We start from the raw sequence: 26,608 nt of genomic DNA on the forward strand, positions 1-26,608 counted from the left end.
ACCATGGCACACCTCATCGAAACAATGGCCTACGCTGGAGCCGCTCCATGGCACGGCCTGGGTAATCAACTCACCCAGAAACAACCCATAGATGTCTGGCAACGTGAAGCCGGCATGGACTGGCAGATTCAGCAAAGCCCTGTGCATTTCAAATCGGACAGTATCGGCCCGCTGGGCGCTATCCACTCGTTTCCCGAACAAAAGGTGCTGTTCCGTTCGGACACTAAGGCACCGCTGTCGGTGGTTTCCAACCGCTACCACACCGTGCAACCGCGTGAGGTGCTGGAGTTCTACCGGGATCTCACCGAGGTCTCCGGCTACGAGCTGGAAACGGCTGGCGTGCTCAAGGGCGGTCGGAGGTTCTGGGCGCTAGCGCGTACAGGTCAAGGTGCTGCGATCAAGGGTAACGACCAGGTGAACGGGTACCTGCTGCTGGCCACATCCTGCGACGGAACCCTGGCCACCACAGCAACACCCACCACCGTACGCGTGGTGTGCAACAACACCCTGACCATTGCTCTGGATGGCACCAGCCGCGCGATCAAGGTGCCGCACAACACCCGCTTCGATCCAAATGCAGTGAAGAAACAGCTCGGCATAGCCGTCTCGCAATGGGACGACTTTATGTACCGCATTCGTGCGCTGGCCGAGCGCAAGGTGCAGTGGCACGAGGCGCTGGGCTTCTTTATGAATGTGCTGTGCGAAACCAATCCAACCGGTGCACTGCCGGAGGTGCTGCCCAACGAGCGCGCCCTGCGCAAGGTCCAGGAGCTGTACGAGGGTCGTGGTCGTGGCAGTCAGCTCGACTCAGCACGCGGCACCGCCTGGGGCCTGCTCAACTCCGTGACCGAGTTTGTCGATCACGAACGCCGGGCGCGCAGCACCGAGTACCGCATGGACTCGGCCTGGTTCGGCCAGGGCGCGCAGATCAAACAACGAGCCCTGGACACCGCTCTACAACTGGTCGCATGACCGCTTACTTACCCACCCCATAACGCCCGATCAGCCTGGTTGCTGATCGGGCGTTTCTATTCCCGCAAGGTGAACTCTATGACAGCTACTCCGTTGAGCAGCACCAGCAAGCCGCGCCCGGCGTTGCGCTTGATCAGTACTAAGGAACTACCGCGTGAAGAATGGTTGGCTGTGCGCAAGCAGGGTATTGGCAGTTCGGATGCTGGTGCTGCAGTGGGCCTAAATCCCTACAAGTCGCAGCTGGAGTTATGGATGGAGAAAACCGGTCGTGACACCACGTTACCGAAGACCGATCCGCACGATGAAGAAAGCCCGATGTACTGGGGCAATGTGCTGGAGCCAGTCGTAGCCTGGCACTATAGCAAACGCACGAAGAACAGGGTCCGGCGCATCAACGCCGTGCTGCAACACCCTGACCCTGAACTGCCCTGGATGCTGGCCAACATCGACCGCGAGGTCATTGGTGCCGACGACGTGCAAATCCTCGAATGCAAGACAGCCGGCATAAACGGCGCACGCCTCTGGGAAGAAGGCGTACCTGAGTATGTGCAATTGCAGGTGATGCATCAGCTTGCAGTCACCGGCAAGCAAGCGGCGGATGTGGCAGTACTGCTGGGCGGCCAGACACTGGAGATCCACCGTATCGAACGTGACGAGCAGATGATCGCTCGGCTGATCGAACTGGAGCGTAAGTTCTGGCACTACGTTGAGACCGACACGCCACCGCCTGCCGATGGCTCAGCCTCGGCTGAAATAGCTCTGCGCGCGCTCTATCCAGAAGACAACGGCCAGACCGTCGACTTCAGCGGCCGTGCCGGTCTAGCTGCGGTGTACCTTGAGCTTAAGGCGGTGCGCAAATCCATCAGCGAGAAGGAAACCCGCGAAGTCCAGCTCAAACAGATGCTGCAACAGGCCATGGGCGATGCTACCCGCGCGCAGTTCAGCCACGGCTTTATCAGCTGGAAGAAATCCAAGAACAGCAACGTGCTCGATGTTGAACGCATGTTGAAGGAGAAGCCCTACCTGCAGGTTCGCTACACCAAGCTCAAGGAAGGCAGTCGGCGCTTTCTGCTCGGCTAATCCAGCCCCGCCCAACCACTTCATCCCCCTTGGTCAGTCCATGCAGCTAGCACTGTATGGCTGGCCTATTTTCGTTTATTGGAGAACCACCATGCTCAAAGGTCTGGCTATTACCCCGCCGGTACTCGGTCGTATATCCATCGGTAAAGTCATCGAGAAAAACGGCAAACGCCTGCCGGAGAAGGATGACCAATTCACTATCACTTCACAGGTGCAAGGCAAGGATGGCTGGCTTCTGCACCCACTCAATGATGAGCTGCGTAAAAACCAGGAGGACAAACTACGCAGCATCCCGGTGCGCCTGCTGTTCAATGAACCGGAGCTGAACTTTCGCGCTGACTACACGCTGTTTGATCGTCAGTCCGGACGCCCCCTCTGCGTGGGTAACGGCGAGACCTGCAAACGAGTTACCCAGGAAGGTATGCAGTCACTGCCCTGCCCTTCGCCGGATGGATGCCCGCTGGCTAAGGGAGGTGCCTGTAAGCCTTACGGCCGACTGAATGTGCTGATTGGCGATGACGATCCGCTCGGCAGCTTTGTGTTCCGCACCACCGGTTTCAACAGCATCCGCACCCTTGCTGCACGCCTGCATTACTTCCAGGCAATTTCTGGCAATCGGCTGGCTTGCCTGCCGTTGGAACTGCGCCTGCGTGGCAAGTCGACACGACAGAGCCATGGCACACCGATCTTCTACGTCGATCTCACTGTGCGTACCGGCATGGACATGACTGACGTACTGCAAGCTGCTAATGAGCTAGAAGCTCAACGGCAGAAGGCAGGTTTCGACCAGATTGCACTGGACGAGGCCGCACGACGTGGCTTTGGCAACGGTGCGTTCGAGGACAGCGAAGAGGATGCCGGTGCTGTGATCGAAGAGTTCTATTCGAGTGCGGAAACCACTACTGCCAAGGCCCAGGGTGAAGTGCTGCGCCCGGCTATCAATTCGCTCGCGAGCAAGCTGGAAGTGCTCGCTGCATCAGCCAACTGAGTACTCCTCCTGGCTGAGTCTATCGGCCAAGCAGGCTCTTCCGGAGAAAAGTCATGACCCTGTTTCGATTTCTGCTGTGCCTATTCACATTCATCGGCGCACTGGCTGCGGCTGGAATTCTGGTGCTGAGCATTCTGTTGATGCTGCGTTTTCCGCCGTTGCTGATCGCCGTAGTCCTGGCGTGTTGGATCTTGAACCGCCTACTCAAGCTGCTGCAGACGCTCCGCTCAAATCCCACTACGTCTAGCTCCGCGTCACAACAGTGACTCACCAACCGTCATAAGCGGCCTGCCAAGGCCTGGCCGCACTCACTCATCAAGGAGAATAAACCATGCTCAGACAGTGTTTGATCTGCGAGTCCAGAGCCGTCCTAACGCAGGAGGCAGCCATGGGTATTGCCCTGCTGGTCGGTCTCGCCGATGGCGCGCTAAACGTAGCTCAGAGTGCGCAACAGGGTGAGCAAGACGGCCTCGGATACAGCGCGCTGCTATGCGGCCTGGCAGCTATCAGCCCAACCTACCCAGCAGCGCTACGTGCAGCCAAGGATGTGACTAAGTACCACTTCGTCGGGTTCGACTGCATCTGCCTGCGATGCGGGGCTCTGTTTAATACGGATGCTGAGGCGTCCGAACAAGCGCCTCAGTAGTGATGAAACGATGGATCAATCGCGCCCAAGCCGACCGACAAGGCGCTCCACCACATCAATAACGAGTGCGCGGTCATCCGCATCTAACGTGGACAGCAATTGGTGAAGCCTGCGCGCCTGATCCTCTGGGCGTGAACTCCCCTCGGTCAACAAATCGGCCGCGTCGCAGTTAAAGATCGCTGCCAGTTGTAACAAACGCTCGACGTTGGGCATCACGATCCCACGCTCAATGCGCGACACCGCTTCACCGCCAATCTCAAGCCTCTCGGCGACCTGCTCCTGGCTCAGATCACAACGAACGCGCTGTCGTGCAATTGCCTGCCCTACCCGTGCTGCTAACTCACTCGATTTGATATCGGACATTCCACCCTCCAGCCCAACTTGAATGGTCGAACACCACCCTGTTGACATGAAGGACTTCGCAGACCGAGACTCAACTCTATAGGTTGTACTCCAACCTGATATCGCAGGATTCACCCACGGGGGAGTAACGGAAACATGGTTAGAGTCACCGGATTAAACGAATCGCAGATTGGCGAGCTACTAAAAAGCAGAGCGTCTTTTGAAGTCGTCGGCCTGAGAGGCAATTTTGCGGAGGCCATCAAGCTGATCGAAACAAAGATCGAAAGCCTTGGAATGAAATGCCGAGTCAGGAGCGACGTTAAAGCCAGCATGGCTCAGGGCGGAATCTTAGGCGGAATCATTGGAGTCGCGTCGCTGCCGGCAGGGTTAGCCATTGGGGCAATTGCAGCGGCAGCTACGGCTGGACACCAATTGGCAACCCTGAATCCCGACTACGTAATTCTCAAAGACTACGTAAATAAACAGCTCAACGTGACTTACAAAAAATAGCTCACCGCTCACTTATTAAAGGACTAATACGCATGAAGTATCTGGTGCTTGTGCTCGCCCTCTTCTCACTGCACGTGCAGGCAGCGGTACTGGGCAACGACAGTTACGCGGCCTCTGGCGCCCAGTTCCCAGACGAGTCATCTCCGGAGGGCCTACCCGAGGCGATTCCCTGCTTGGAGATACCAATTTCTTACGCTACTTCTGAACTCATGCTGCACTGCATGTGGTTTCACCACGGACGCACATTGACCGAATGGAGCCAGGCCCAGAATCGTGAAATCCGGTACCCAAATAGCATCGAAGGGACGTGTGCAAATGGGAAATGCCTGGTCCAGGGCCGTCAATTTGGAGGCTACCCGGAGCGGCGCAAGTTTAAGCTGTCGCTCTGGTACTACATCGGTGTCAGCAGCGACGGCAAGCCAGTAGCCTACTTGAAAGACCATGGACCTAGCTTTGGAGAGTCGGCTGTCAGCTACTTCCAGGCAGGTGAAAAGCTTTGGAAATTCTACGAGACCTATGGCGTATTTCCGCAGAAACAAGAGCTTCTTTTTGGCCAGCTTTATAAGGGAGGTATGGAGCAGTTCAATCGGGATCGAGGCACAGTAGCCCACAGTTCCAAAGCCACCGCCAAGAGCGCCGACCCGGAGCAATGTTTAAACGCTTGGATCACGGCATACCACGATGACGTCGGAGAGGACGCGATAATTGTGGGTGAGCAGCTTGATGAATGGAAAGGCTGGTGCGGCGAGGGAAAGCTCCCTTAATTCGCATTCGAGGACCAGGGGGGGACCGGTAGGTTCCTCGCCTTGGAATTTTTTGCAATTAACATCAATGTCCGAGGACAATTTTAGGGCAACGGCAATACCAAACTCTGCAAAGCTGACTTACGCTCGATCAGCTTCTCGTTCCTTTGCAAGCAGGATATTTCGAGCACCCCCAGAACTGGTTGCCAGCATTTCTTCCTTTGCGAGCGGTCCGCCGCACCATAGAAGCACCGCAGTTGGGACAGCGATTCGACGCAGTTGATCTGGTGGAGCCTACAGAGGACGAACTTGAGGGCTGAGTTGAAGAACGGCTTGGTTGAACAGTCGTCTTTTTCGGAATATCTATAGTCACCACCGCTGGTGTCGGTATAGCGATTCCCAAAGTCGTGCAATCTCGCTGAGCCATTGCTCGTTCGGCTAGAGCCTGCATTAACGGCTGATCCAATAGCGACTTCGCTGAAGCGAATCTTGCTCCCACAGATTGTAAGGCAGCCAAGCCAGATCGAAGCCTGTTCTGGATGTCGATCTGTTTAGTCGCAGATGCGGAACGTACCGAGTTCTCAGCGTGTAAATCGGATGCGTCTGGAGAGGAGTTATATCGGAACTTAGCCTCATGGCTCTGACGCCATGCGAGCATCTTTCCAGTCAATGCATCCCCGAATCCCGGCACGGATCGTACAGAAGAAGCAGTTATGTCCGCGGCCGTCTCTATACCGAAAGAAGCCAGGGTAGCTGTTTTGGCAGGTCCAATTCCCGGAATCGTTGCGCGCCGAATCAAAAACCGATCTAGAAACTCCGTTCGCTGGCGAGCCTCCCGCGTGGACTTCAGCTTCACGAGCGCTTGGGCAAGATCTCCCTCCACCTGCCGATACCGCGCAACAAGCTCCTCCATATCCGCACGCAGGACATACATTTCTTTAAGGCCAACGCGTTGGAGGTACGCCTGAGACGCCGCGCGTACCCTGCTGTCCGCATCTTTATAAGCCTTAACGAACGGTGATGTGTCCAACTTGGACGTGGAAAAAAACCTGGTGAATCCATAGACGCCAAGGCCCACCCACAGAAGTGCTGCGACAGGGAATAATCCAAAGCCGATAACCGCGCCGACTAATGCAAGGGCACCGAGGGCAGCTTGGCCGGAGCCGCTGTTCTGCGCTTCCGTAACCGCCGCGCTGGGCGGGCCAACATTTCCGCTCCACGTTGGAAGGACCTCCTCTGGCAGAGGGAGCCTCACTTCCTGAATAACTGCCCAAATGCGGTCCAAGTCGAAAGGCCCCACAGCAGGGATGGATCCCGAACCGAGCCCAAGCGGGAACATTTCGACGCCAGACTGGCTAGCAAGGCGACACCAAAGACAACTTCCCGCTGCGCCAGGGAAATAATGACTTTCCGCGGTCGAACATTTACGCAAGCTGGCTTCCAATCCCTGTAGCAAGCCCACCCACGCTGCCGGATCTGGGCGAGAAACCGCATTCAAACCAAACGCTGTTTCAAACGCATTCGCTATCGAAGGGGGGAGGTCTTCCAGCAAAACGGAACCAGGGGGAGGCGTAGTGCGCGTTTCGTCTCGTCGTTTAACAGAAAAGGCAAATCGATTCTGCGCGATGGATTGGCCCAAGCTCAGGTCTGGGCCATTAAAGCGGCCAGCGTAGGGGTGCTTACCCATTACCAGAAGCTGAAATATAGCGACAGCTAGCCCGAAGTTATCGTGTGCCTGAGTGCGTTTTACGGTGCTAAGGCTGATGCCATGAAGCTCAGGAGGAGTGAAATCCTCGGTACCAACAACGCAAGGATAAAGGTGCCCTTTCAAGCTGAATTGGAAACTGTCTGCGTCGATTAGCGCAACGGTGGCGTCCTGCCCAACTAAAACACCCGAATGGTTGAGATCACCAATAATGCATCCTGCTTGGTGTACGGTTGCGACGGCACGAGCGACGTTTTGCGCGACGCGAACAAGAAATCGATAGTCCGCTTTGGGGAAATGGATCTTGCGCGACTTAGGACTGTAAAGCTCGTGGAGAGGCCGGTATCCCGCGACCAAACGCATGGAGAACCCAGCGAAAACTCCTGACGGATCGGTAACCACATCAAACGGAAATGCTACGAGACCGGTCGATTCCGCGAGCCGCCCCTCGACCATAGCTCGGACTTTGCTCTCGCGGGACGTCCTAAGCTCAGCTTTGTATATCTTGACCGCCCTGTCGGGCCGCCCAGCGAGAGCGTACACATCCCCCTCGCCGCCCTTGCCTAGCTTTTTGTCGAGGAGCTCACTTTTGCCAGATACTCGGACCGATGAGCTATTCATTTGCAGGAAATCAGAATGAGCGTTTTATCGTCATCCGTACGCTCACAGAGGGCCGGACTATCTAAATAGCTTGCGAGCGAAGTCGACAACTCCACAAGGCGCCCCTCGCCTTTGGCCTGATCAACCGGCTTAATCATTGGATCGAAAAAACGGGCAAAAGGCAGCTGCGTTGCTTGTTCCAGCGCTACCGATTCGATGCCATCGGAGAACAACGCAAACGCGTCATACTCGAGATCCAAATGGAACGTATGCAGCCTAACTTCCGGGTCGTCCGTGACAAAGTATGTAGTCGATGCGAACTCGCCATTCTCCGGCCAACACAATGCTGCCCAAAGTCCGTTCTTACGAGCTACAAGCGCGCTGTCACCGACCTGAAGGGCAAGCACGCGGCTTTTGCAGATCACCAGCATTACCAGCGTCGCTGCAAACTGGCGCCGTGTAACCCCACGTCGCTCTGCTGCTTCAGAAAGCTGGTCTCGTACCAGATCAAGCCAGCAGAGAATGACCTCGTCGTCAGGCAGGCCATCATGACTATCAAACCACTCTCGGAACTTGGACATCAAGTTACGGCAAAGCAAGGACGCCCCCTGCCCCCCATAAGTCGCACTACCCGCACCGTCCGAGACGACTGCGCAGAGTATTTCCGAGGAGATCCTCGCAACGCTGTAGGCATCTTGTTTTCGCTTACCCATTCGCACGTGCGAAGTGCCAATACGTGAGGCGACCGCCCAGCGCCAGCGGGGACTAGCCTGCAACGGCCCAGCCCTCCGGAGTAGTTGGATTAACGAGAGGCACAGCGTCACCTGGATTGGATTGAGACACCGCGCTTAAAGAGCTAGAAAGCCAAGCGAAGAGCTCACGAAAGGCAAGGCCTCTTAGCTTTAAAGGCTGACGAACTCCGAGCTTGGAAAGAGTGGACATATCCGCGCCGGCAACGCCAACGGCGTAAAACATGAATTCTTTTTTTTCCTCGCCGTCATGGATACGACGACGCGCTTCCTCCCAGTTATCGGTCGGGGCACCATCGGTGATCAGAAAGACCCATGGGCGATAATATTTGACGCCGTTTGAGCGGTAACGGTCTTTACGTTCGCGCAGGAGATCAAGAGCCCGCTCAACAGCTTCGCCCATAGGGGTCGTACCGCTGGCCTCCAACACCTCCGGATAAAAACCATCAACCGTAGTGAACTCGGTGCGCACGGCGACGGGACCAAAGGTCACCACCGCTAACTCCACACGCTTCGCGGCCATCGCATCCGCGTTTAAATCATCCTTGAAAAACTGCAACGCCTCGTTGAGTTGTTGAATCGGCGCGCCATCCATCGAACCGGAGGTATCCAACAAGAGGACGCAAGGGCAACGCTGCTCTGGGTTCTCAGCAAACTCGGCGTCGGCAAAAGGTTGCTGCTCGTAATCGGCCATTTATCTTCATCCATTCCATAACGAAAACTTCCTGATGGCACGATAATAGCGCAGCTTAAAAAACTCACGAAATTTCGCAGAATGTCTGTAGGGCAAGCGTCAGCGGTGCTCCTTCCGAGCTGAAAGATGAACTTCAAAAAAACGGCGCGTCAGAAAAAAACCTTCGAATCAACGCTCAGTTCGCCGGGGCGCAAAGACTCATTAGCTGGTCACGAATCTCAGAAGCTGAAGCACTAAGATCAACTGTGGCGAATCGAATGGCATGTCCCTGGATGACGACTGTCTCGTCAAGCGACGCACCGATGGCGGGATGAAGCAGTAAACCGCTTGCATGATCGGCAAGAACATCGCCGCGCCCCACCTGAGAGCGCAGATAGGCGTATATCTGGTATACGTATCCGCTGCGCAGAGTTTCCTCACGGTACCAACCGCTCGTAACAATCGAGGTGAACTTGGTATCGATGACGATCCGCTGCCCGGTTGTCGGGTGGTCGAGCACGACGTCAGTCCGCATCGTCGGCAGAATCTTGTCGATTCCCGCCGTCTTCTGCTCTATTTGCCAGTTCATCTTGCCGCCGCGCAGCACCTTCCAGCCGAACGGGCTCAACACAACCCCGTAGAAGCCGCCCACCGCCTGCTCAAACAAGCGGCGCACCCAAGTTACCTCTCGGTCTGGCAGGGAGAGAACATTAGTACCCGAGGCCTCCGTAGGTAGCACTAAATCGAATGCCAGCTTTGCGGCCGCCACCATGAACCGGTCGTCCGCATCGTTGCGGCTAAAGCGATCGGTACTCATCTGGGCGCGGGGCGGCGCCTCGCCCGATACCCCCATCGCCTTCATGCCAGCCGCAAGTACACGACACCGATGTGCAATATCCTTCCTGCTCACGATCCTGGAGATAGACTCCAATGCTGCGCGCACGAAACGATTACGTGCAGTATTAATGGTGAGTTCATCGAATCGACACGCCACAAGACCTCTTTCCATCAATTGGTGGCGCTCGGTAGCCAGCACATCGATCCGGCCACGCACACGATTGATCACCGCGTCACGAGATCGATATCCAAGACTCAAGCGGCGCCGCTGTCGCTCCTCAACCGCATGAGCAAGAATCTCCGCAACTAAATCCGGTAACTCGTCTGGGCTATCTTCCAAGCCGACCTTGCCGATGCCGCTGGTGCGAAACAGGTCAGAGGCATAGAGCATCAGCAGCCAGAGGCTGCGCACCGGAATACGCCCGATGACCCCCTCAGGGGTCATAGGTAAGTTTTCTACCTGCTCTGCAACGGCAGTCATTACCATCCCTGTATCAGCTGCGCAGTCGCCTTATGTGCTTCATCGGGCGCGTCGAACCAATACTCTTCCAGCAGCGGACCAATCTCCGTTTCCACTAGTTGCCGGAACCATTTTTTGGTATCCCCGGCTTCAACACGATGTACCGGTGTTACATAGCTGTGGCCGATACGGAACTGCTTGCCAAGCCGAGCATCTGACGCGATACGCTCATTCAGGTCGGCAATACGTTGTTCGATTTCGGTTACCAGTGCTTCATCAATGCCGCACGACTTGACCACCCACTGTCGCCAAACCGAGCCCAGTCTTGGCTCCAGTCCGACGAAGGCAAAACGACGGCGCAGCGCTAAATCCACCAGTGCCAGCGAACGGTCTGCAATGTTCATCGTACCGATTACGTACAGGTTCTCAGGAATATGAACCGGTCGTCGCACGCCATCAGCGTCCGGGTAACACAACTCAAGCGCTTCGCTGGGTGTGCGTTTCCCAGCCTCCAACAGCGTCAGCAACTCGCCGAAGATCTGGGCAGGATTGCCACGGTTGATCTCCTCGATCACGACGAGGAATTTAGATGACGGCTCCTTTCGAGCAGCCTTGATGGCTTCCATGAACACCCCATCAGCAAGGGACAATTTGCCCTCACCAGTTGGGCGCCAGCCACGCACAAAATCTTCGTAGGACAGATTCGGGTGGAATTGCACTGCCCGGACTTTGCTGTCGTCCTTCTGCCCCATCAAGGCAAACGCCAGTCGCTTGGCCAGCCAAGTCTTACCGGTGCCCGGAGGCCCTTGCAGGATTAGATTTTTCTTGGTTCGTAGACGGTCGAGCAGAAGATCGATTTCGGCCCGATCAAGGAAGCAGCCCTCCTTGAGAATATCTTCCACTGAGTAAGGGACGATGGGCGCGGCCACCTGGAAGGCTTCATGAACGCCCCCCTCAGCTTGCTGCTCTTCTGTGGCGGTGCTACCGCCATCGCCAGTAGATACAGACTCGTCGACCGGATCTTTGTACATCCAGGACGCCAGCGAGAGGTCCGGGAAACTGTGGACGGGATAGTCGTCCTCACTGAAGCGCGAACGCAAGTTGTCGAGTAGCTTCAGATAAGCCTGCCCATCGCAGGGACCTTGTTGAGCAGTAATCTCGATATTCAATCCAAGCCGCTTATTGATGTAGTGACGTGACTGACTATCAAGAGTCAAGAAATCCCAGGGATGCGCCCAGTACAATCCAGTTGAAAGATTCCATGCCACGCCCCACACCTGAGTAGCAGCATCATAGGCCTGGATGAATGCGTCTCTATCTTCCGATTGATCGCTCTCCTCCAACTTACTGGCGGCAGCGAAGACATGCCACAAGGCATCAATGTCACCAGCGCCACGCTTGTCGGCATAGGAAAAAAACCAAGAGCGCTGGTTGTTCAGAACAGGAATGCCTTCGAACGAAGGCGGCACTGGCACCGTCACACCCAGAAACTTGGCAAGTTCAACCGCGATGCTCTTGCGGTTGGCATCGGTCATGGAGCGGTTAAAGGTGCCCATCGCAGTGAACGGACAAATATCCTGAAGTGGGCCACTGGTTCCATCGGGAAATTTGTCTTGAAGATAGGTCAGCCCCGGCACACGGGAAGCGATTTCGTGGATGCTCTCTATGAGTGGAGTACGATCCTCTATGTAGGACAGCAGTTTTTCTGCCACCGCCTCGTAGAAATCGGTCCAAGCGAAGCGCTGCTTTCCCGAAGAAATCGTACCGTAACGCTCTCGCCAAAAAGGCTCATTGCGAAAGCGATCCACATCCTGAGGGATACCGTCAAACGCGAATGCGATCAGCGCATCGTTCATCCAGTCACCAGGCTGAACGCGCCAGACTGTTCCCCGATGAGTGTAGAAATACCACTCGCGTACAGGCTTGGCTTGAGCCCAGTCCACTTTTACCCGCTTGCCGTCATTCAGATTTTCGGTGATCGTGCCAATCGCCTTGATGCCCATTACTGAGACGGTACGCCCCCGATTATCGAAGGGCAGACCATGCTTTCGCGTGTAGGCTGCCTTGATGGCGATCCGCTCACCCGGCTGCATAGCGCGGACCATGTCGAGCAGTTTATCGTCGTAGCCATTCTCCCAGATGCCGTTCTCTCGGAACCGCGGCATCTGGTCATCGTTGCCGCCGTAGCTCGCGCCGACGAACCAGGTAGTACTGGTAGACGGGCTGTTTTTCTTGTCGTCCATGCCTGCTCTCTTTTAGTAATACTGGCGGACATAGCTGTAAGACTTTTCGAACAGCTCGTCATCCGCATGTAGCTTGTATTTGAAGAGAGCCTTTCGTAACGCTTTTTTGACCTCACGCTCGCCAGACTGCGTGCCCTGCCAGCCGGGGAAGCGCACCAAGCGCACGATCTCGTCGATATCCGCGACCACACGCTCAACCAAGATCGGCGTCTCGTCGGTCTTCACCTCGTTGAACAGCTCAGTCAACGCCGCTTTGCCCCGATCTTCATCTTCATCGGGCGGCATTTCCTTTTCGGCCTGTAGAGTCTCCTTGGCGATCTCCAGCAACTGCTTCAGAAACTCGACGCTGTTAACCTGACCAGATTCGAAGCGGTCCTTCAGCGCCTCAAGCCGTTCAGAAAGCTTCTTAAATTTCGGATTGCCCAAGTGCCCACGCAAACGGTGATTGAGCTTGATCTCAATCTCCTTAGCCTTCTTCGGATCTGGGTTCGAAAGCACAGCTTCTAGCAGATCGGCATCCAGCACCAAGGTATCCAGGTCGTCCCGTACAGCATCGACATGTACGTTTTGGTGGATCAGCTCAATGGTCTTGGCCCCCAGCGAATGCCAGATCAACTTGCCGTGTCCACTGGAGGGCTGCACCGACTGATACACCTGCGACAGCCACTTGTAGTCTTTCTCGAAGGGGCCCAAAACCGTGTCCGGTGATAGAGCCTCCCAGATCTTGTTGAACACGCTGTACTCAGCAGCAAAGTTGTCGCGCACCGTGTTGTTGGGCAGGCACTGCTGCGCGGCGATCAGCCCTTCGTAACCTTCCACCGTACGGTCACAGCCGGTGAAGAAGGCCAGACATTTCTGCATGGCTTCAGGCAGCTTGTCCTTCAGCTCCTGGATGTTGCTCACCACCTGCTTGACGCTTTGGTCATCGAATTCCAGTGCGGCCGCCACGTCATCGAAGATGCCGAGGTAGTCGACGATCAGGCCATGGGTCTTCTGTTCGGAATAGGTGCGGTTAACCCGGCAAATGGCCTGCAGCAGTGTGTGGTCACGCAGCGGCTTATCCAGGTACATGGCCTGCAGGATGGGAGCATCGAACCCTGTAAGCAGTTTGGCCGTAACGATGATCAGCTTCAGCGGATCGGCTGGGTCGCGGAAGCGATCCAGCAGTCGCTCCTCCTCGTCGCGGCTTCGGTCGTAGGGCGCATACTCTGGGTGTCCCTTCTTGTCCGCCGCCTGCACCGACATGACGATGTCCGTGGCTTCGGGCGGAAGCAGCTTGTCCAATTCGGTCTTGAATAGCAGGCAGGACTCCCGGTCGAAGGTGACAATCTGCCCCTTAAACCCGTTGGGTTCCACCTTGGTCTGATAGTGCTGGACGATGTCCTCGCAGACCTTGCGGATGCGCTCAGGCGTCTTGACCAGAACGGCCATCTTGGCGGCGGTCTTCGCGAGGTTGTCCTTGTCGAGATCCGACAGGCCGCCGGTCAGGTCTTTATACGCGACATCCAGCGCCGCCTTGTCGATGTGCAGGTCAATCAGCCGGGGCTCGAAGTGCAGCTTCAGTGTGGCGCCGTCTCGGATTGATTCCTCGAAGCCGTAACGGCTCATGTAGCCCTTCTCGTCTTCGTCGGCGCCGAAGGCGTAGAAGGTGTTACGGTCGGCGCGGTTGATCGGCGTGCCGGTCAGACCGAACAGAAACGCATTCGGCAGAGCCTCACGCATCTTGCGGCCCAGATTGCCTTCTTGGGTGCGGTGGGCTTCGTCCACCAGGGCGATGATGTTGCTGCGGTCGTTCAGGCTGCCTGTGGCCTCGCCGAACTTGAAGATCGTGGTGATGATGATCTTGCGCACGTCTTGCGCCAGCAGCTGCTGCAGCTTCTCGCGGCTATCCGCCTTTTCCAGATTGGGAATGTCAGCTCCGGTGAACGTACCCGTGATCTGGCTGTCGAGATCGATCCGGTCTACCACGATCAGCACCGTGGGGTTCTTCAAGCCTGCATGCATGCGCAGCTTCTGCGCGGCAAACACCATTAGCAGTGACTTGCCCGAACCCTGGAAGTGCCAGATCAGCCCTTTCCTGGGGTAACCCGCCAGCACGCGCTCGACGATCTTGTTGGCCGCTTCAAACTGCTGGTAGCGGCAAATGATCTTGATTTGCTGCTTTTTCTTGTTGGTGGCGAACAGGGTGAAGCTGCCGAGGATGTCCAGCACCACATGCGGGCGCAACATGCTCTCAGCGGACAGCTTGAGCGACTTCAGCGGGTGGTGCTGACCATCCTCCCCATTGCCATTCAGATGCCACGGACCCCAATCCTTGACCGGAAGGCCGATGGACCCGTAGTGGTAAGCCTTGCCTTCGGTCGCCACCGAGAACACGTTGCAGACGAAGAGCTCAGGCACGAACTTCTCGTAGTCGTCGTGCACCTGCACCGCGCCATCGACCCAGCTGATGCACTTCTTGACTGGCGTCTTGGCCTCGATCAGCACCAGCGGCAGCCCGTTGACCAACAACACAAGATCGGCGCGGCGCTCGGTGGGGCCTGCGCGGTAGATGAACTGCTGGGTGACGATGTACTGGTTCTGCGCCAGATCATCCAGGTCGATCAGCCGCACCGGCACATGCTCGTTGTTGGGGCCGAAGGGCATCGAGCGCTCACCGCGCATCCAGGCGGACATTTCCTCGTTGGCGCGGATCAGGCCATCCGATCGCACCGACAGCAAGATGGCGCGCAGCTTGTAGAGCACCTCGTCGGCGCGGTCGGGCTGAGCGGCGATCTCCGGGTTCAGGCGAATCAACGCATCGCGCAGCCAAGATTCAACCAGCACTTCCTGAATCTGGCGCGGCACCTCAGCCTGGGCGGCGTAGCGCCAGCCGATGCCCTTGGGGCTGAGGCCGTAGCTGGCTTGAGTTTCCTGGGCGGTGTTGGCCGGGACAGTTTTGATCGGGCCGGCGAGCAGATCGCGGACGTAGGCTTCGACGGTATTTGATTCGTTGAAAGAGCTCACTCTGCGTCCCCCGTAATCTCTGCCAGCAACTGCTTCTTCATCTCCTCTGCGGAGAAGCGGCGCACCATCGCTGCCCTTTCCGCGGACTTCACGCACGCAATCTCCTCCAGCAGCTGCTTCTGCACCTCCAAGGGCGGCAAAGGCAGACGAACACGGAGTAAGTTACTGGCGTTCACGTTCGCCTGGCTTACCGCCTTCGTCGCATATGCAAGAACTTGTCGACGCCCGAAATCAGAGTTCAGGTAAAGCGTGAGAAACTTCGGTTCCAGCTTTTCAGGGACAGTCTTGATCCGCACAAGGTATGAGGCAAAGACGTGGTCGCCCTCGAGCTCGTACAACCCTGTTCGGCCAACCAGCTCATAGCTGTTTGTCCGGTTGAAAAGCACATCGCCGTCGACCAGCCGATAGGCTTCGAAGTCTTTCTCGCTGAGGTTTACATACTTGATGTCATTTTCGACGCAGAGCCCATCTTCAATATTCATCATTCGCAGCATCGGATACTGACCGTCCGATCCGGCGTTGATTGAGAGGCCGTACTGGGTCCCCTGAACGACTGAGCCAAGGTCAACAACTGGCCATTCTCGACTCAGTACGTCAGCAAGTAATGCGCGAACAAGCTGGCCGGAAAATCCGCCAACCTCCTGATGCAACTCACTGGTTCGCTCGACTGCTCGAAGCAGATCAACAAGCCGTTTCTGTTCGTTTATAGACGCAAGGGGAAACTCAAAGTCCGCCAAACTTGTCCAGTTTGTGCGGGGACTCAAGGAGCCTGCCGACGTACCCACGGCGTGATCGAAGAAGGCGTCGGTCTGGCAAATGAATGGCAGCAACTCCGGCAGCAAGACCTGCGCATCCTTGGTCTCTAGCACATAGATGTCACTGGAGCACACCCCAGAGAAATCCGCCACAGCCACCTTGCGCTGGTAAGCGCGGCGCTTGCCGAACAGCACCTGTCCAGGTTGAAACATGCTGGTGAAGGTCACGCCGTCAGCGACGCTGCCCCAACCGCGGATGCGCAAGTCACTTGGTTCGAGATGTTCCAGACCGACGTAGCGTTCAATGCCATCGGCCAGCGGATCTTGGCTGCGCGCTTTAGAGAGGCGCACCACGTCGCCGAATTTCACCCGTCGCCAGCCGGGCTTCGGGGCTTTATTGTTCTTGTCAGACACGCTCGATGTCCTCCGTAATCAGTCCATCCAACGTTTCCACCAGCGCGTCCATCTGTTGCCAGAAGGCACGGCCATCGGTTTGCCATTGATCCCAAGCGGAGCGCAGCGATACCGCGTTGCCATCGCTGTCGGTGGCAATGGCGGCGGCGGCAATGCGCTTCACGTACAGCGGAATCGAGAGGTTGCCTGCATTGGCGCCGATTTCGGCCAGAGTGGCGACCTTGGCGAAACCGGGCACATCCGCAAAGGTCTTGTAAGCGGTCAGGATGCGCTGCTGGTGCTCGGGCTTCAGAAAGCTCTGCGCCCGTTCCCGGGTGACCTCGTTCACCGCGTCAATGAAAACTACCTTGCCCTTGCGAGCGGCGGCCTTCCTGCGGTTGCAGATGACGATGCACGACTCCATCGGCGAGTTGTAGAACAGGTTGGGGCCTAGGCCGATGACGGCCTCGACCCAGTCTTGCTCGACCATCTTGGCGCGCATGACCTGTTCTTCGTTACGGAACAGCACGCCGTGCGGCCAGAGCACGGCACTACGCCCCTTGGCGGAGAGGCTGGTCAGGATGTGCTGCTGGAAGGCGTAGTCGGCGCGGCCCTGCGGCGGCGTACCCAGCGAGTTGCGGCCCCACTTGTCACTGCTCCAGGCCTCGCGGTTCCACTGCTTGATGGAGTACGGCGGGTTGGCCAGGATCACGTCGAACTGACGCAAGCGGTCGCCTTCGATGTGCTTGGGTTCGGCCAGGGTGTCGCCCCGGATGATCTCGAAGTCTTCCACCCCGTGCAGGAACAGGTTCATGCGCGCGATGGATGAGGTAATCAGGTTGCGCTCCTGCCCGTAGAGCTTGAGGGTGCGGTATTCGCCGCCCGAGCGCTTCACTTCGTCCAGCGCCGAAATCAACATGCCACCGGTACCGCAGGTGGGGTCGTAAATTGATTCGCCCGCCTGCGGCGCCAGGAGTTGCGTCATCAAATGCACAACGGTGCGGTTGGTGTAGAACTCGGCGGCGGTGTGGCCAGAGTCATCGGCAAACTTCTTGATCAGGTACTCGTAGGCGTTGCCGAGCTCGTCCTCGGGCACATTCGCCACCGAGAGTGTCTGCGTAGAGAAGTGCTCGATCAGGTTTTTCAGCGTTTCATCGGGCAGGCGCTCGCGGTTGGTCCAGGGTGCATCGCCGAAGATGCCATCGAGCAGATCCGGATTGGCGGTCTCGATAGCGCGCATGGCCTTCTGGATAGCTGCGCCCACGTTCTTAGGGGCTTGGCGTACATCGTTCCAGTGCGCGCCGTCAGGAATCTGGAAGCGGTGGATCTCCGCGAACTGCGCGTAGGAGAGGTCGCCTCCTGAGTTGGCCAGGGCCGCTTGGTATTCCTCCTCCCACACATCCGACACGCGCTTGTAGAACAGCAGCGGGAAGATGAACTGCTTGTAGTCGCCGGCGTCGATGAGGCCGCGCAGCAGCACTGCGGCGCCCCACAGGTAGCTTTCGAGTTCATGTTGGCTAATGCGTTTTCTTGGGTGATTCATTTCAGCCATCCCCCTTCAGTCATGACGTGCGCAAGCCGTTCTTCAGCCTCGCGGCAACGAGTAAGCGCATCCTTGAACGCAGTGATAGCGTCGGGTAACGGCGGGATGTCTTCTTGCAGTGGTGGCAGGACGTAGCGCGAGATATTCAGCGTCCAGTCCTCGGCCTTGATCTCATCCAGACTGACCACGCGGACCGCATCCTGCACATCAGAAAAACCTCGATACCAGCCAAGGATTTCAGCAGCGTGCTCAGACTCCAGAAAATTCTGCGCACGCCCCCGGCGGAACAGGCGCGAGGCGTCAGCGATCAGCACTTTTTTCTTGTACTCGCCCGGCTTGCGCTTGCGCAGCACAAGAATGCACGCAGCGAGACCGGTGCCATAGAAAAGATTGGGAGCCAACCCGATCACAGCCTCGACCAGATCCATTTCCAGCAACTTCTGACGAATGCTGCCTTCGACACCCTTGCGGAACAGCGCGCCTTGGGGCAAGACCACAGCCATTCGACCGCTCACATGAGCCATCGATTTGACCATGTGCTGTACCCACGCGAAGTCACCGCTGGATGACGGCGGCAGGCCAGCAAAATTGCGGCCAAAGGGATCATTCAGCCACAACTCTTCGCCCCACTTTTCCAACGAAAACGGCGGATTGGCAATCACGCAGTCGAACGTGGCCAATCGATCGCCCTCAAAGAAGGCCGGGGTGCGCAGCGTATCGCCACGCACTACCCGGAAGTCCTCGATACCGTGGAGGAACAAGTTCATCCGCGCGATGGATGAGGTGGTAAGGTTTTTCTCTTGCCCGTACAGCTTGCCCCAAAGCCGCTTCACGTCGCCGTGCATCTCTTTGACGTGCTGCACGGCTGCTAGCAACATGCCGCCAGTACCGCAGGCCGGGTCGTAGATTGTCTCGGCTTCCTTGGGATCAAGCATGTCGATCATCAGCCGCACAACTCTGCGTGGGGTGTAGAACTCGCCGGCCTTCTTGTTGGTGGCGTCGGCGAACTTCTTGATCAGGTATTCGTAGGCGTCGCCAAGCAAATCCGAGTTGACGTTCTTGTTGCCCAACGGCAGCCTGGAGAAGTGCTCGATCAGGTCCTTGAGCAAGGCATCGGACAACCGCTCTTTATTCGACCACTGGGCATCCCCGAACACGCCATAAAGGGTATCGGGGTTGGCCTTCTCGATCTCTCGCATAGCCCACTGCAATGCAGCCCCTACGTTGATCGACTTTTCACGCACGTGCTCCCAGTGGCAGTAATCCGGAATCTGGAATCGATGCGACTCAGGGAACCAGCCGAGCTGGTCGTCGCCGGTCTCGTCGACGATCTCCTGGTACTCCTCATCCCAAACGTCGCAGATACGCTTGAAGAACAGCAGGGGGAAGATGTAGGTCTTGAAGTCGGCCGCATCCACCGGGCCACGCAAGATATTGGCGGATTCCCAGAGGTGACTTTCGAGCTGGCCGAGGGTGATTTGTTGTTTGCTCAAACGCATGGCCCTTCTATATCGATGCCGTCACACTGCGGCTTATGTTCTTGCTTGATATTCATAGGTTACTCAAATAGCCGCTTTTGCTTGACGACGTAGCCCGCAGGCTTCTTCTGCTTTTCCAATATGCCTTCGTCGACCAGACGCTGTAGCCATACCTTGGCCTGCGCGCTGGAGACGTCTAGCCCGGCCGCTATTTCGGTGTCCTTCATGGGCACACTCAATAGCTGCTGAATCGCTGCGCGCACGGCAGCGAAGAGTACTTCTGCAGGGATCGATGCCGACTGCGTAGATTCCTTGGCGGCGTCTATCGGCGCTACGACTTCTGGTCTAACTGGCGAAAGTTCTTCGGATACATCAGCGGTGGGCTGCGTAGCAGAAATAACGTCGACCGGCGCCGATGGTTCGCTCTCGGCCTGGGGTGATGGCGCGGTTTTGCGTTGTTCAGACACCGCTGGCTTGGCATTAGCCGGCGTTGGCTCGTCGTTCGAAAACAGCGCTAGACCAGTCTGTGGGGATGCCGTCGGTGTCGAAGCCGACACGTTGAAAACATCCTCGAAGGCATCTACGTCTTGCGGGTTAGGCCAGGGAAGCGCGCCTTTCTTCCGCAAACCCTCCAATCCGGTGGAAGACTCACCCGTCGATCGAATGAAGACCGGAACAAACTTGAGTTTGTCGAGCTGCTCAACAGCACCGCTCCAAGTACCGCCTTTGTTGAGGTCGGAACTTACCACCAGTGAGGTGTCTGCCAATGCATAAATCAGCTTGTTCCGCTGCATGGCGTGGCCGACATTGAACCCCGCACTCGGGTCGTAAGGTGAAATCAGCACCAATTGACGATCGAGCAGTAGGTTGCGGTGCTCGCGGTTCATGGTGGTCTTTTCCAGACTGTCCGCCAGCACGCCGCAAACTTCTCCGCCCGCCTCAAGGGCGCCACGCATGGCGGCCTGATCGATGCCTTTGGCGCCGCCGGAGACAAGTGTTCTACCAGCCCGAGCCGCGAGCCGGCCAACTGCCATTGTGTAGTCGGTGAGGGCCTCGTCCACATGGCGCGATCCAACAACGGCAAGTCCACCGGTTTCGAGCAAAGCCATGTCGCCACAGCCGTAGAGCACTGCCGGAGCATCTTCACGCAGGCGCGCTTTCAGGCGGCGCGGATACTCGGCATCCGCGCGGCTGACTACCCAGATGGCACGTGCTTGCCAGCGCTCGACCACTTGGCTCAGCAGGAATCCCCTTCCTAACAATTTCTGCAGGCGGTTTTCATCAATTACCGGTTGGCACGCATGCATGATCTCGGATGCGTCCGGCGAAAGCAGATCGGCGGGCTGGCGCTGGATCTCGCGCAAATGACGCGCGAGACGTTTGTATTCACCAGGAGTGAGCAGATCCGATGATGCAGTGCCGCGGCCGGCAATAAGCGGTGCCGTCAGCAGCAAGATCGCCTGGGTGTTTGGTGAGAGGTCTGGTGTCATTCGTCGTGTCCCGTCTGTGAAAGGGCCATCGGCCAAACTGCACCACTGCCGCTCATACGAAGGAGCCAAGCGGACACTGTGAGCGTCCAGCGCGAGTCGACCATGTCATCCACCAAGAGGACAGGACCGGGAGGAATGGGCTGGCCGTTGAGTGCGAGCGAACCATCGATGTTGCGCGCCTGTTGCGTACTGTTTGCCATCGTTTTCTGTTCAGGTCTTGCGTCTGTTTTTGCGATGACCAGGTGAAACGGTAGATCCAGGGCAGCAGCCAAGCGTTGCGCGAAATTCGGTACCAGTTCGGGATGCCGGAGCGAAGGAACGCAGGTCACCCAGGTCGGGCCCGGTTGCGGATTCCACTCCTGAATCATCTTCACGCACGCAGCAACGAGGTCATCTGAAAAGTGGCCGTCGTGGTACTTGCCCTGTCGAACCAAGCCACCCCAACCAGCATCGCCCCAGATGCATAGCGCCTTGCCGGGTTCGGCCTGATGGGCGGGGGTGATGAGTCCCTTGACGCCGTAGTGGGGCATTCCACCATCGGGCCATTTTTTCCGGGGCTCGATGGGTAAGCTGGTTCGACGAAGAAATTCGACGGCAGCTTTGACCAGCTCGCCATCCACTACTGTAGGCAGCGGCGGCAAGGCTGGTTCGATGACAACACTCGGATCACCGTCGAGCGCGCCGATCAGGAACCCCATGTGATCACCAAACTTAAGGCTGACGTAGTCCTGCATCTGCTGGTGCTCGTCTCGCCGTAGCGCAGTGAGGCGTGCCGCTCGCCCCCAGAACGCTTCACTCAGTGTTGCTGCCGTGAGCTGCCATTTGCTGCCTTGCTTAGCGATGGGCGCTGGCGATTCCAGCGAGAGCAGTGCAATCGTCTTCTCGACACGCCCCTTGCTGAGATTGACTCGGCTTAGCAACTCCGGAACGGACAAGCCATCGGCCTCTTCTTCAAGGGCCCCAAGGACCCCTGCAACTTCCTCTCGGGTCGGAAAAGCGCTTCGGATAAACCAGTCCGTGATATCGGACTCTTCCTCGCCACTAAGAAGTACGCCGTAAGCCGAGTCCAGCGCGCGCCCCGCGCGACCAACCTGTTGGTAGTAGGCAACGACCGATCCAGGCATTTGGTAGTGGATGACAAACGCCAGATCTGGCTTGTCGTAGCCCATGCCAAGTGCTGTTGTGGCAACCAGTGCTTTGACCTGGTTGTTAAGCAGCGCCTGTTCAAGCTGCTCTCGGCGATCGCCGGTTTCGCCGGTGTAGGCGTCGACGTTGAAGCCTTGTGTCTTCAGCCATTGCGCTACCTGATTGGCATCGCGGACCGTCAACGTGTAGATGATGCCGTGTCCATGCAGCGTGGCAAGCTGCTCTGCTAGCCAGGCAAGACGCTCAGCCTGACTGGGTAGGCGGATCGTTTGCAGGGAAAGCGAAGTCCGATTCAAGTCGCCACGCGAGACCTCCAGCTTCGGACCTAGAACGGCAGCAAGGTCTTCCATCACACGGTTGTCCGCTGTTGCGGTGGTGGCTAGCAGTCTCAGGTTCGGCGGTAGCGTTTTGACGATCCGCTCCAACAGGCGGTAGTGAGGTCGGAAGTCGTGGCCCCAGTCGGAAATGCAATGTGCCTCGTCGATGACCAGCATCGAAATCTGTGCAGCGATTCCAGCCAGAACCTGCGTCCGGAAACGCTCGTTCGCAAGGCGCTCCGGCGAGATCAAAAGAATATCGATCTCTCCCTTGGCCAACTTGCCCTCAACTACCGTCCATTCGTCCATGTTGTCGGAGTTGATCGTGGCAGCGCGAACCCCCATCCGCTCTGCGGCTGTGATCTGATTTCGCATCAGCGCGAGCAGCGGTGAAATCAATAACGAGGGGCCCGCTCCAGACTCCCGCAGCAACTTTGTCGCGATGAAGTAGACAAAGCTCTTGCCCCACCCGGTCTTTTGCACGACCAGCAGGCGGCCTTTGCCATCGACTACGTGACGAATAGCGTCCTCTTGGCCGTCGCGGAAAGAGGCATCGGCGCGTCCGGAGCCGATCCGGAGCAATGCCAGCGCGCGTATTGGATCGAAGGCCACGTTATTACTCCCCCTTATTTTGGTCGGGCCAGCGGTAGCCCGGCGCCAACACAGCGTTCTTGACGCCATACAGCGCCAGATGATCTTTCAGCCAGAGTCTAAATTCATGCCCGCGCAGACTATGATCCGGCGAGCAGTCGACACTCCATTTTCGCAGGATGTATCCGGCAGTGGCGGCGCGCAGTTTCATTCGCAGCACGCCGTCACGCATGCCGTAGTCCAGCTCGGTGATCTCCGCTCGGGGTTGATCCGGATGCGGCACCAAATCCAGTTCGACGATACGGGTCCACTGGATGTCTTGATCATTCATCTCATGAGCCGCCACTGACTGGCCCTTGAGCACTAAGGGGTTCCTGATCCGAGTGATGACGAAATCGCGGAACTCCTGTGACTTCCGATCGAAGGCGCGGACGTGCCAGCGCAGGCCGTTGTCGATCAGCGCGAACGGGACGACCTCCCGTTCGGTGCGTCCACTAGAGATGGAGTGGTACTCGATGCCAAGCGGACACTCCTGGTGAATAGCCCGAGTCACACTCGCAAGGACGTCCAGATCTGGGTGGGTGAGCCGGGACGGACTCTCGCTGGCAACCCACGCCTTGAGCCGCATCGGCTCGCCGTCACCAAATCCCTGGGTCAGCCACGAGAGCACTCGCTCCGGCGGGAAGTCGAAGACTGGCTGAAAGCGTTGCCCCAGGACGTAGGACTTAGCCTTGGAGTCGTAATCGATGTTGCCGGGGGCCAGCTCCTTGTACAGAGCCAGATCCCTGGATGCGGCGGCAGACTGGATGCCAAACCGCGTGACCAAATCCTGGCGGCGTATCTCCCCAATGAATCGCACGCGTAACTCCACAAACGCGAGCCGATCGCGCTGTGGCTGAGTGAGATCTACAAGCTGCTCGTTCGACATCGTGACTGGCTCGTTCGGGTTAGCGAATCCTTGTGCTTCGTTAGCGGGATGGCACATACCCTTCCTTAGAGTACGAACATTACCCTATAATGATCACCTATACGCTGCATTTTGATAACCACAAGAGCAAATATCAAAGCACCTTCATCCGCCAAATACCCCCCCAGGGCAGACAGCAAGCCGAACCTAAAACATTGCCATCCAAGTACTAATAAATGCCCTCCCACAGTTCGTTGGACTCGACAACGGCAACAAATCGGCCAGCAGTAAACCCGTCAGGAAACAACGAATCCTGAATTCCCTCTTCAAGCTGATCTATCGGCATGAGGAGCTGCTTCTCATCACGCAGAATGACCTCCAGCCCCTCTCGGGATACCACCCTGAAGCCATCGACTGACTGCCCATCGAGCTCAATGGAGGTATCGACGATCCAGGCGCGCAGATCCGCCCCGGGCTCCGGGCCGTGATAGCCCAGCCTGGCGCGCAGCTCTTGATCAGTCAGCAACGCACTGAGTACCGCCACCTGTTTGCGCCGTAACTGCCAGGCTGCCTTGCGCAACGTGTTGGTGCGATGCAACCAGACCTCATGTGTGGTCGAGCGGATATAACCCGACTTGACCTCAAGGAGCAGTAGCACGCCATCCTGGTGGCAGATCAGATCCACCTCACCGGCATCATCCTCGTCTGTCACAGCCGGCCGATATCCCACCTCAACGGCAAAGCCTCGTTGCCGAAGACTCTCGGCCAACGCCGACTCCACTCGTTGGGTTTCTGCCTGTACATCAGCTCTGCGAGCATTCACGCGCCGCAAGTTATTGATGGCAGCAGTCAGGTTGTTCTGCTGCGCGCCAACCCAAGGGAACTGAAAGCTGTAGCGGCCGATTTTGTAGAAGAGTTGCTCGTACAGCCTCGGTGCAGGCATCCCGGGCTGCAGCTTCAATTGCTGGGATAGCGCTTTGAGGTCGCTGGTCCAAAACGTAAGGATGGCCTTGGCTGAATCTGCGCTGCCTCTCGGGTGCTCGTCACTGACAGTCCAGCCTGTGATCCTGCGGATCTTTTCTTGCTCTTCGGACCAGGTCATGGGGAACCGGTTTTCCCCGGTAAGTAGGCCATTCATGGCCAAGCGCCCTAGCGCCTGGGCAAGAACGCCCGACTCCCGCAAATGACTCTGGAATGGCTGGATAAACTCTTTCCGAAAGAAAACCGAGGCCAACTCGCTGGCCAGCAAGACGTGGTGAAGCTGAACCTGGGAGCCATCATTGAGCGAGACGCGATCACCCAAGCCGTAAACCTGCTGCAATTGCAGCAGGCTGCGAACCGCTTTGATATAGGCCAGCTGGTTCAGCTCATGATTCTCAGACGAGCCGATGATTTGTTCAGCCATGCCAGAGAGGGCGAAGGCATGTACTGCACGATTCATCCAGTAGTGCCAAAGCAGGTCGTTCTTACGTCCGGTGCGTTGCCACCGCTCTGTTCCCGCCTTCGACTGGTTGTAGATGACCGACTCGCCCGGCTTTAGCTGGTAACGGCACTCCGAATCGAAGCAGAACCAGTCGATGGAATCTTCGTAGTCGATCCGCTCTTGGGTGGCCCCGATCAAAAGGGCTAAAGACTCAAGATTTTGACGACATTTCACCATGTCAGAAATGCTGGATTCGGGAAAGATAATCGGTGACAGGTGCCGCTTCAGCGATTTCCCGAGCCGTGACTCGCTCAGGCGGAAATCTTCCTCTGGGCAAACCCGGAGCTTCCTCAAAATAATGCGGTTGTAGACCCTCCACTGCTGGCCTGCAGGGTCATCTGAGCCATCTTCGATAAATGCCTGGTAGGCCAAAATACTGAGGTAGGAAAACAGCTCCAGCAGCGATAAGTGCTTAAGCTGTTTTTCGGCAATGGCTATCAGCTCATCAAAAGGCCCGAGCTGATCAAGCAGGCGATCACAGACGCCGAAGAAAACTTGCCACTCATCCCCGGCGAGCGCCGCACGCAGCGCAAGCCAGAGGGGGGATTCTGTTCGCGCAAACAGCTTTGAGTAGCGAATCGCCCATCGAAGGGTTTCCGGGTTATGGCTAGCGAGGTGCAACAGCCGCTCGACACTGACTGCATTATCGAAATGAAGCACCCGGCTGAGGGCCAGGCTGGCGAGTTCGGACCCAGCTACCGCATCCACATCAAGCCATAAAGATGCCGTTGCCAGACCTTGCGCACGATCAAGCGCTGACAGGTTCTTACCTGCCGGGCGCTGATCAAGGAAATGATGCAAGGATTCATCAAGAGCCAGGCCCTTGCTGAGTGCCGGCTGATTCCGTTCGTATACCGACTGATAATGCTGTCGGCATCGTTCTCCTTTCTCTGTCATCCCAGAATTTCCTTCAGCCATAAATTCCTGGGCGGAGCCTAAACCTTTGGTAGA

21 protein-coding genes are annotated in these 26,608 nt (G+C 57.2%); 7 read left to right on the top strand and 14 right to left on the bottom strand.

The annotated features are described in order from the left end of the window. The first annotated feature begins 3 nt into the window (after positions 1–3). The 5 genes from C8K61_RS12525 to C8K61_RS12545 all read left to right on the top strand — a co-directional run bounded on the left by C8K61_RS12525 (position 4) and on the right by C8K61_RS12545 (position 3,686). A complete protein-coding gene (locus C8K61_RS12525; RefSeq protein ID WP_108096590.1) occupies positions 4–972 on the top strand; it encodes a DUF932 domain-containing protein in 969 nt (322 codons plus the stop codon). Positions 973–1,050: 78 nt separating this feature from the next. After that, positions 1,051–2,052: a YqaJ viral recombinase family protein gene (locus tag C8K61_RS12530; RefSeq protein ID WP_108096591.1), complete on the top strand. Its 1,002-nt coding sequence runs from the start codon at positions 1,051–1,053 to the stop codon at positions 2,050–2,052. A gap of 91 nt (positions 2,053–2,143) precedes the next feature. Further along, positions 2,144–3,040: a hydrolase or metal-binding protein gene (locus tag C8K61_RS12535; protein ID WP_108096592.1), complete on the top strand. Its 897-nt coding sequence runs from the start codon at positions 2,144–2,146 to the stop codon at positions 3,038–3,040. A gap of 53 nt (positions 3,041–3,093) precedes the next feature. Beyond that, positions 3,094–3,306, top strand: a complete 213-nt coding sequence (locus tag C8K61_RS12540; protein WP_108096593.1) for a hypothetical protein — start codon at positions 3,094–3,096, stop codon at positions 3,304–3,306. A 122-nt stretch (positions 3,307–3,428) separates the two neighbouring features. Continuing rightward, positions 3,429–3,686 carry a hypothetical protein gene (locus C8K61_RS12545; RefSeq protein WP_256589416.1) on the top strand — a complete coding sequence of 86 codons (258 nt, stop codon included), beginning with the start codon at positions 3,429–3,431 and terminating at the stop codon, positions 3,684–3,686. A 15-nt stretch (positions 3,687–3,701) separates the two neighbouring features. Here the strand turns inward: C8K61_RS12545 and C8K61_RS12550 are convergent, their stop codons facing one another. After that, complete coding sequence (locus C8K61_RS12550; protein WP_108096595.1) at positions 3,702–4,049, bottom strand: helix-turn-helix domain-containing protein; 348 nt, start codon at positions 4,047–4,049, stop codon at positions 3,702–3,704. 135 nt (positions 4,050–4,184) lie between these two features. On the opposite strand from C8K61_RS12550, the gene C8K61_RS12555 reads away from it, so the two are divergent. Both C8K61_RS12555 and C8K61_RS12560 read left to right on the top strand, forming a co-directional pair. Further along, positions 4,185–4,538 (top strand): hypothetical protein, encoded by a 354-nt coding sequence (locus tag C8K61_RS12555; protein WP_108096596.1) that lies wholly within the window; start codon positions 4,185–4,187, stop codon positions 4,536–4,538. Positions 4,539–4,570: 32 nt separating this feature from the next. After that, a complete protein-coding gene (locus tag C8K61_RS12560) occupies positions 4,571–5,302 on the top strand; it encodes a hypothetical protein (RefSeq protein WP_108096597.1) in 732 nt (243 codons plus the stop codon). 130 nt (positions 5,303–5,432) lie between these two features. Here the strand turns inward: C8K61_RS12560 and C8K61_RS12565 are convergent, their stop codons facing one another. The 13 genes from C8K61_RS12565 to C8K61_RS12625 all read right to left on the bottom strand — a co-directional run bounded on the left by C8K61_RS12565 (position 5,433) and on the right by C8K61_RS12625 (position 26,554). Further along, on the bottom strand, positions 5,433–7,607 hold the full coding sequence (locus C8K61_RS12565; RefSeq protein ID WP_108096598.1) for a helix-hairpin-helix domain-containing protein: 2,175 nt from the start codon (positions 7,605–7,607) through the stop codon (positions 5,433–5,435). Continuing rightward, positions 7,604–8,410: a PP2C family serine/threonine-protein phosphatase gene (locus tag C8K61_RS12570; RefSeq protein WP_256589417.1), complete on the bottom strand. Its 807-nt coding sequence runs from the start codon at positions 8,408–8,410 to the stop codon at positions 7,604–7,606. Before C8K61_RS12570 ends, C8K61_RS12565 begins: the two co-directional genes overlap by 4 nt. Then, a complete protein-coding gene (locus C8K61_RS12575; protein WP_108096600.1) occupies positions 8,352–9,029 on the bottom strand; it encodes a VWA domain-containing protein in 678 nt (225 codons plus the stop codon). Before C8K61_RS12575 ends, C8K61_RS12570 begins: the two co-directional genes overlap by 59 nt. Positions 9,030–9,204: 175 nt before the next feature. Beyond that, positions 9,205–10,326, bottom strand: a complete 1,122-nt coding sequence (gene mcrC, locus C8K61_RS12580; RefSeq protein WP_108096601.1) for a 5-methylcytosine-specific restriction endonuclease system specificity protein McrC — start codon at positions 10,324–10,326, stop codon at positions 9,205–9,207. Further along, the gene (locus C8K61_RS12585; RefSeq protein ID WP_108096602.1) at positions 10,326–12,548 is read right to left on the bottom strand and encodes an McrB family protein; all 2,223 of its coding nucleotides are present in this window, start codon (positions 12,546–12,548) and stop codon (positions 10,326–10,328) included. Before C8K61_RS12585 ends, mcrC begins: the two co-directional genes overlap by 1 nt. A gap of 12 nt (positions 12,549–12,560) precedes the next feature. After that, entirely contained in the window at positions 12,561–15,554 is a 2,994-nt protein-coding gene (locus C8K61_RS12590) for a type I restriction endonuclease subunit R (protein ID WP_108096603.1), read from the bottom strand. Further along, complete coding sequence (locus tag C8K61_RS12595; RefSeq protein ID WP_108096604.1) at positions 15,551–16,723, bottom strand: restriction endonuclease subunit S; 1,173 nt, start codon at positions 16,721–16,723, stop codon at positions 15,551–15,553. Before C8K61_RS12595 ends, C8K61_RS12590 begins: the two co-directional genes overlap by 4 nt. Beyond that, positions 16,716–18,245, bottom strand: a complete 1,530-nt coding sequence (locus C8K61_RS12600) for a class I SAM-dependent DNA methyltransferase (protein WP_108096936.1) — start codon at positions 18,243–18,245, stop codon at positions 16,716–16,718. Before C8K61_RS12600 ends, C8K61_RS12595 begins: the two co-directional genes overlap by 8 nt. Then, a complete protein-coding gene (locus tag C8K61_RS12605) occupies positions 18,242–19,744 on the bottom strand; it encodes a class I SAM-dependent DNA methyltransferase (RefSeq protein ID WP_256589418.1) in 1,503 nt (500 codons plus the stop codon). Before C8K61_RS12605 ends, C8K61_RS12600 begins: the two co-directional genes overlap by 4 nt. Before the next feature lie 59 nt (positions 19,745–19,803). Beyond that, positions 19,804–21,213: a DNA-processing protein DprA gene (locus C8K61_RS12610; protein ID WP_108096605.1), complete on the bottom strand. Its 1,410-nt coding sequence runs from the start codon at positions 21,211–21,213 to the stop codon at positions 19,804–19,806. Then, complete coding sequence (locus C8K61_RS12615; RefSeq protein ID WP_108096606.1) at positions 21,210–23,288, bottom strand: RecQ family ATP-dependent DNA helicase; 2,079 nt, start codon at positions 23,286–23,288, stop codon at positions 21,210–21,212. Before C8K61_RS12615 ends, C8K61_RS12610 begins: the two co-directional genes overlap by 4 nt. Positions 23,289–23,292: 4 nt before the next feature. Continuing rightward, positions 23,293–24,195 carry a YafY family protein gene (locus C8K61_RS12620; RefSeq protein ID WP_108096607.1) on the bottom strand — a complete coding sequence of 301 codons (903 nt, stop codon included), beginning with the start codon at positions 24,193–24,195 and terminating at the stop codon, positions 23,293–23,295. A 208-nt stretch (positions 24,196–24,403) separates the two neighbouring features. Then, entirely contained in the window at positions 24,404–26,554 is a 2,151-nt protein-coding gene (locus C8K61_RS12625; protein ID WP_256589419.1) for an NERD domain-containing protein, read from the bottom strand. Between the last annotated feature and the right edge of the window lie 54 nt (positions 26,555–26,608).

The organism is Pseudomonas sp. GV071 (assembly GCF_003050835.1).
Classification (GTDB): Bacteria; Pseudomonadota; Gammaproteobacteria; order Pseudomonadales; family Pseudomonadaceae; genus Aquipseudomonas.

Bases quoted from the DNA above. Each gene is read 5' to 3' on its own strand.
- C8K61_RS12525 (WP_108096590.1), top strand. From the start codon at position 4: ATGGCACACCTCATCGAAACAATGGCCTACGCTGGAGCCGCTCCATGG.
- C8K61_RS12530 (WP_108096591.1), top strand. From the start codon at position 1,051: ATGACAGCTACTCCGTTGAGCAGCACCAGCAAGCCGCGCCCGGCGTTG.
- C8K61_RS12535 (WP_108096592.1), top strand. From the start codon at position 2,144: ATGCTCAAAGGTCTGGCTATTACCCCGCCGGTACTCGGTCGTATATCC.
- C8K61_RS12540 (WP_108096593.1), top strand. From the start codon at position 3,094: ATGACCCTGTTTCGATTTCTGCTGTGCCTATTCACATTCATCGGCGCA.
- C8K61_RS12545 (WP_256589416.1), top strand. From the start codon at position 3,429: ATGGGTATTGCCCTGCTGGTCGGTCTCGCCGATGGCGCGCTAAACGTA.
- C8K61_RS12550 (WP_108096595.1), bottom strand. From the start codon at position 4,049: ATGTCCGATATCAAATCGAGTGAGTTAGCAGCACGGGTAGGGCAGGCA.
- C8K61_RS12555 (WP_108096596.1), top strand. From the start codon at position 4,185: ATGGTTAGAGTCACCGGATTAAACGAATCGCAGATTGGCGAGCTACTA.
- C8K61_RS12560 (WP_108096597.1), top strand. From the start codon at position 4,571: ATGAAGTATCTGGTGCTTGTGCTCGCCCTCTTCTCACTGCACGTGCAG.
- C8K61_RS12565 (WP_108096598.1), bottom strand. From the start codon at position 7,607: ATGAATAGCTCATCGGTCCGAGTATCTGGCAAAAGTGAGCTCCTCGAC.
- C8K61_RS12575 (WP_108096600.1), bottom strand. From the start codon at position 9,029: ATGGCCGATTACGAGCAGCAACCTTTTGCCGACGCCGAGTTTGCTGAG.
- mcrC (WP_108096601.1), bottom strand. From the start codon at position 10,326: ATGACTGCCGTTGCAGAGCAGGTAGAAAACTTACCTATGACCCCTGAG.
- C8K61_RS12585 (WP_108096602.1), bottom strand. From the start codon at position 12,548: ATGGACGACAAGAAAAACAGCCCGTCTACCAGTACTACCTGGTTCGTC.
- C8K61_RS12600 (WP_108096936.1), bottom strand. From the start codon at position 18,245: ATGAATCACCCAAGAAAACGCATTAGCCAACATGAACTCGAAAGCTAC.
- C8K61_RS12605 (WP_256589418.1), bottom strand. From the start codon at position 19,744: ATGCGTTTGAGCAAACAACAAATCACCCTCGGCCAGCTCGAAAGTCAC.
- C8K61_RS12610 (WP_108096605.1), bottom strand. From the start codon at position 21,213: ATGACACCAGACCTCTCACCAAACACCCAGGCGATCTTGCTGCTGACG.
- C8K61_RS12620 (WP_108096607.1), bottom strand. From the start codon at position 24,195: ATGTCGAACGAGCAGCTTGTAGATCTCACTCAGCCACAGCGCGATCGG.
- C8K61_RS12625 (WP_256589419.1), bottom strand. From the start codon at position 26,554: ATGACAGAGAAAGGAGAACGATGCCGACAGCATTATCAGTCGGTATAC.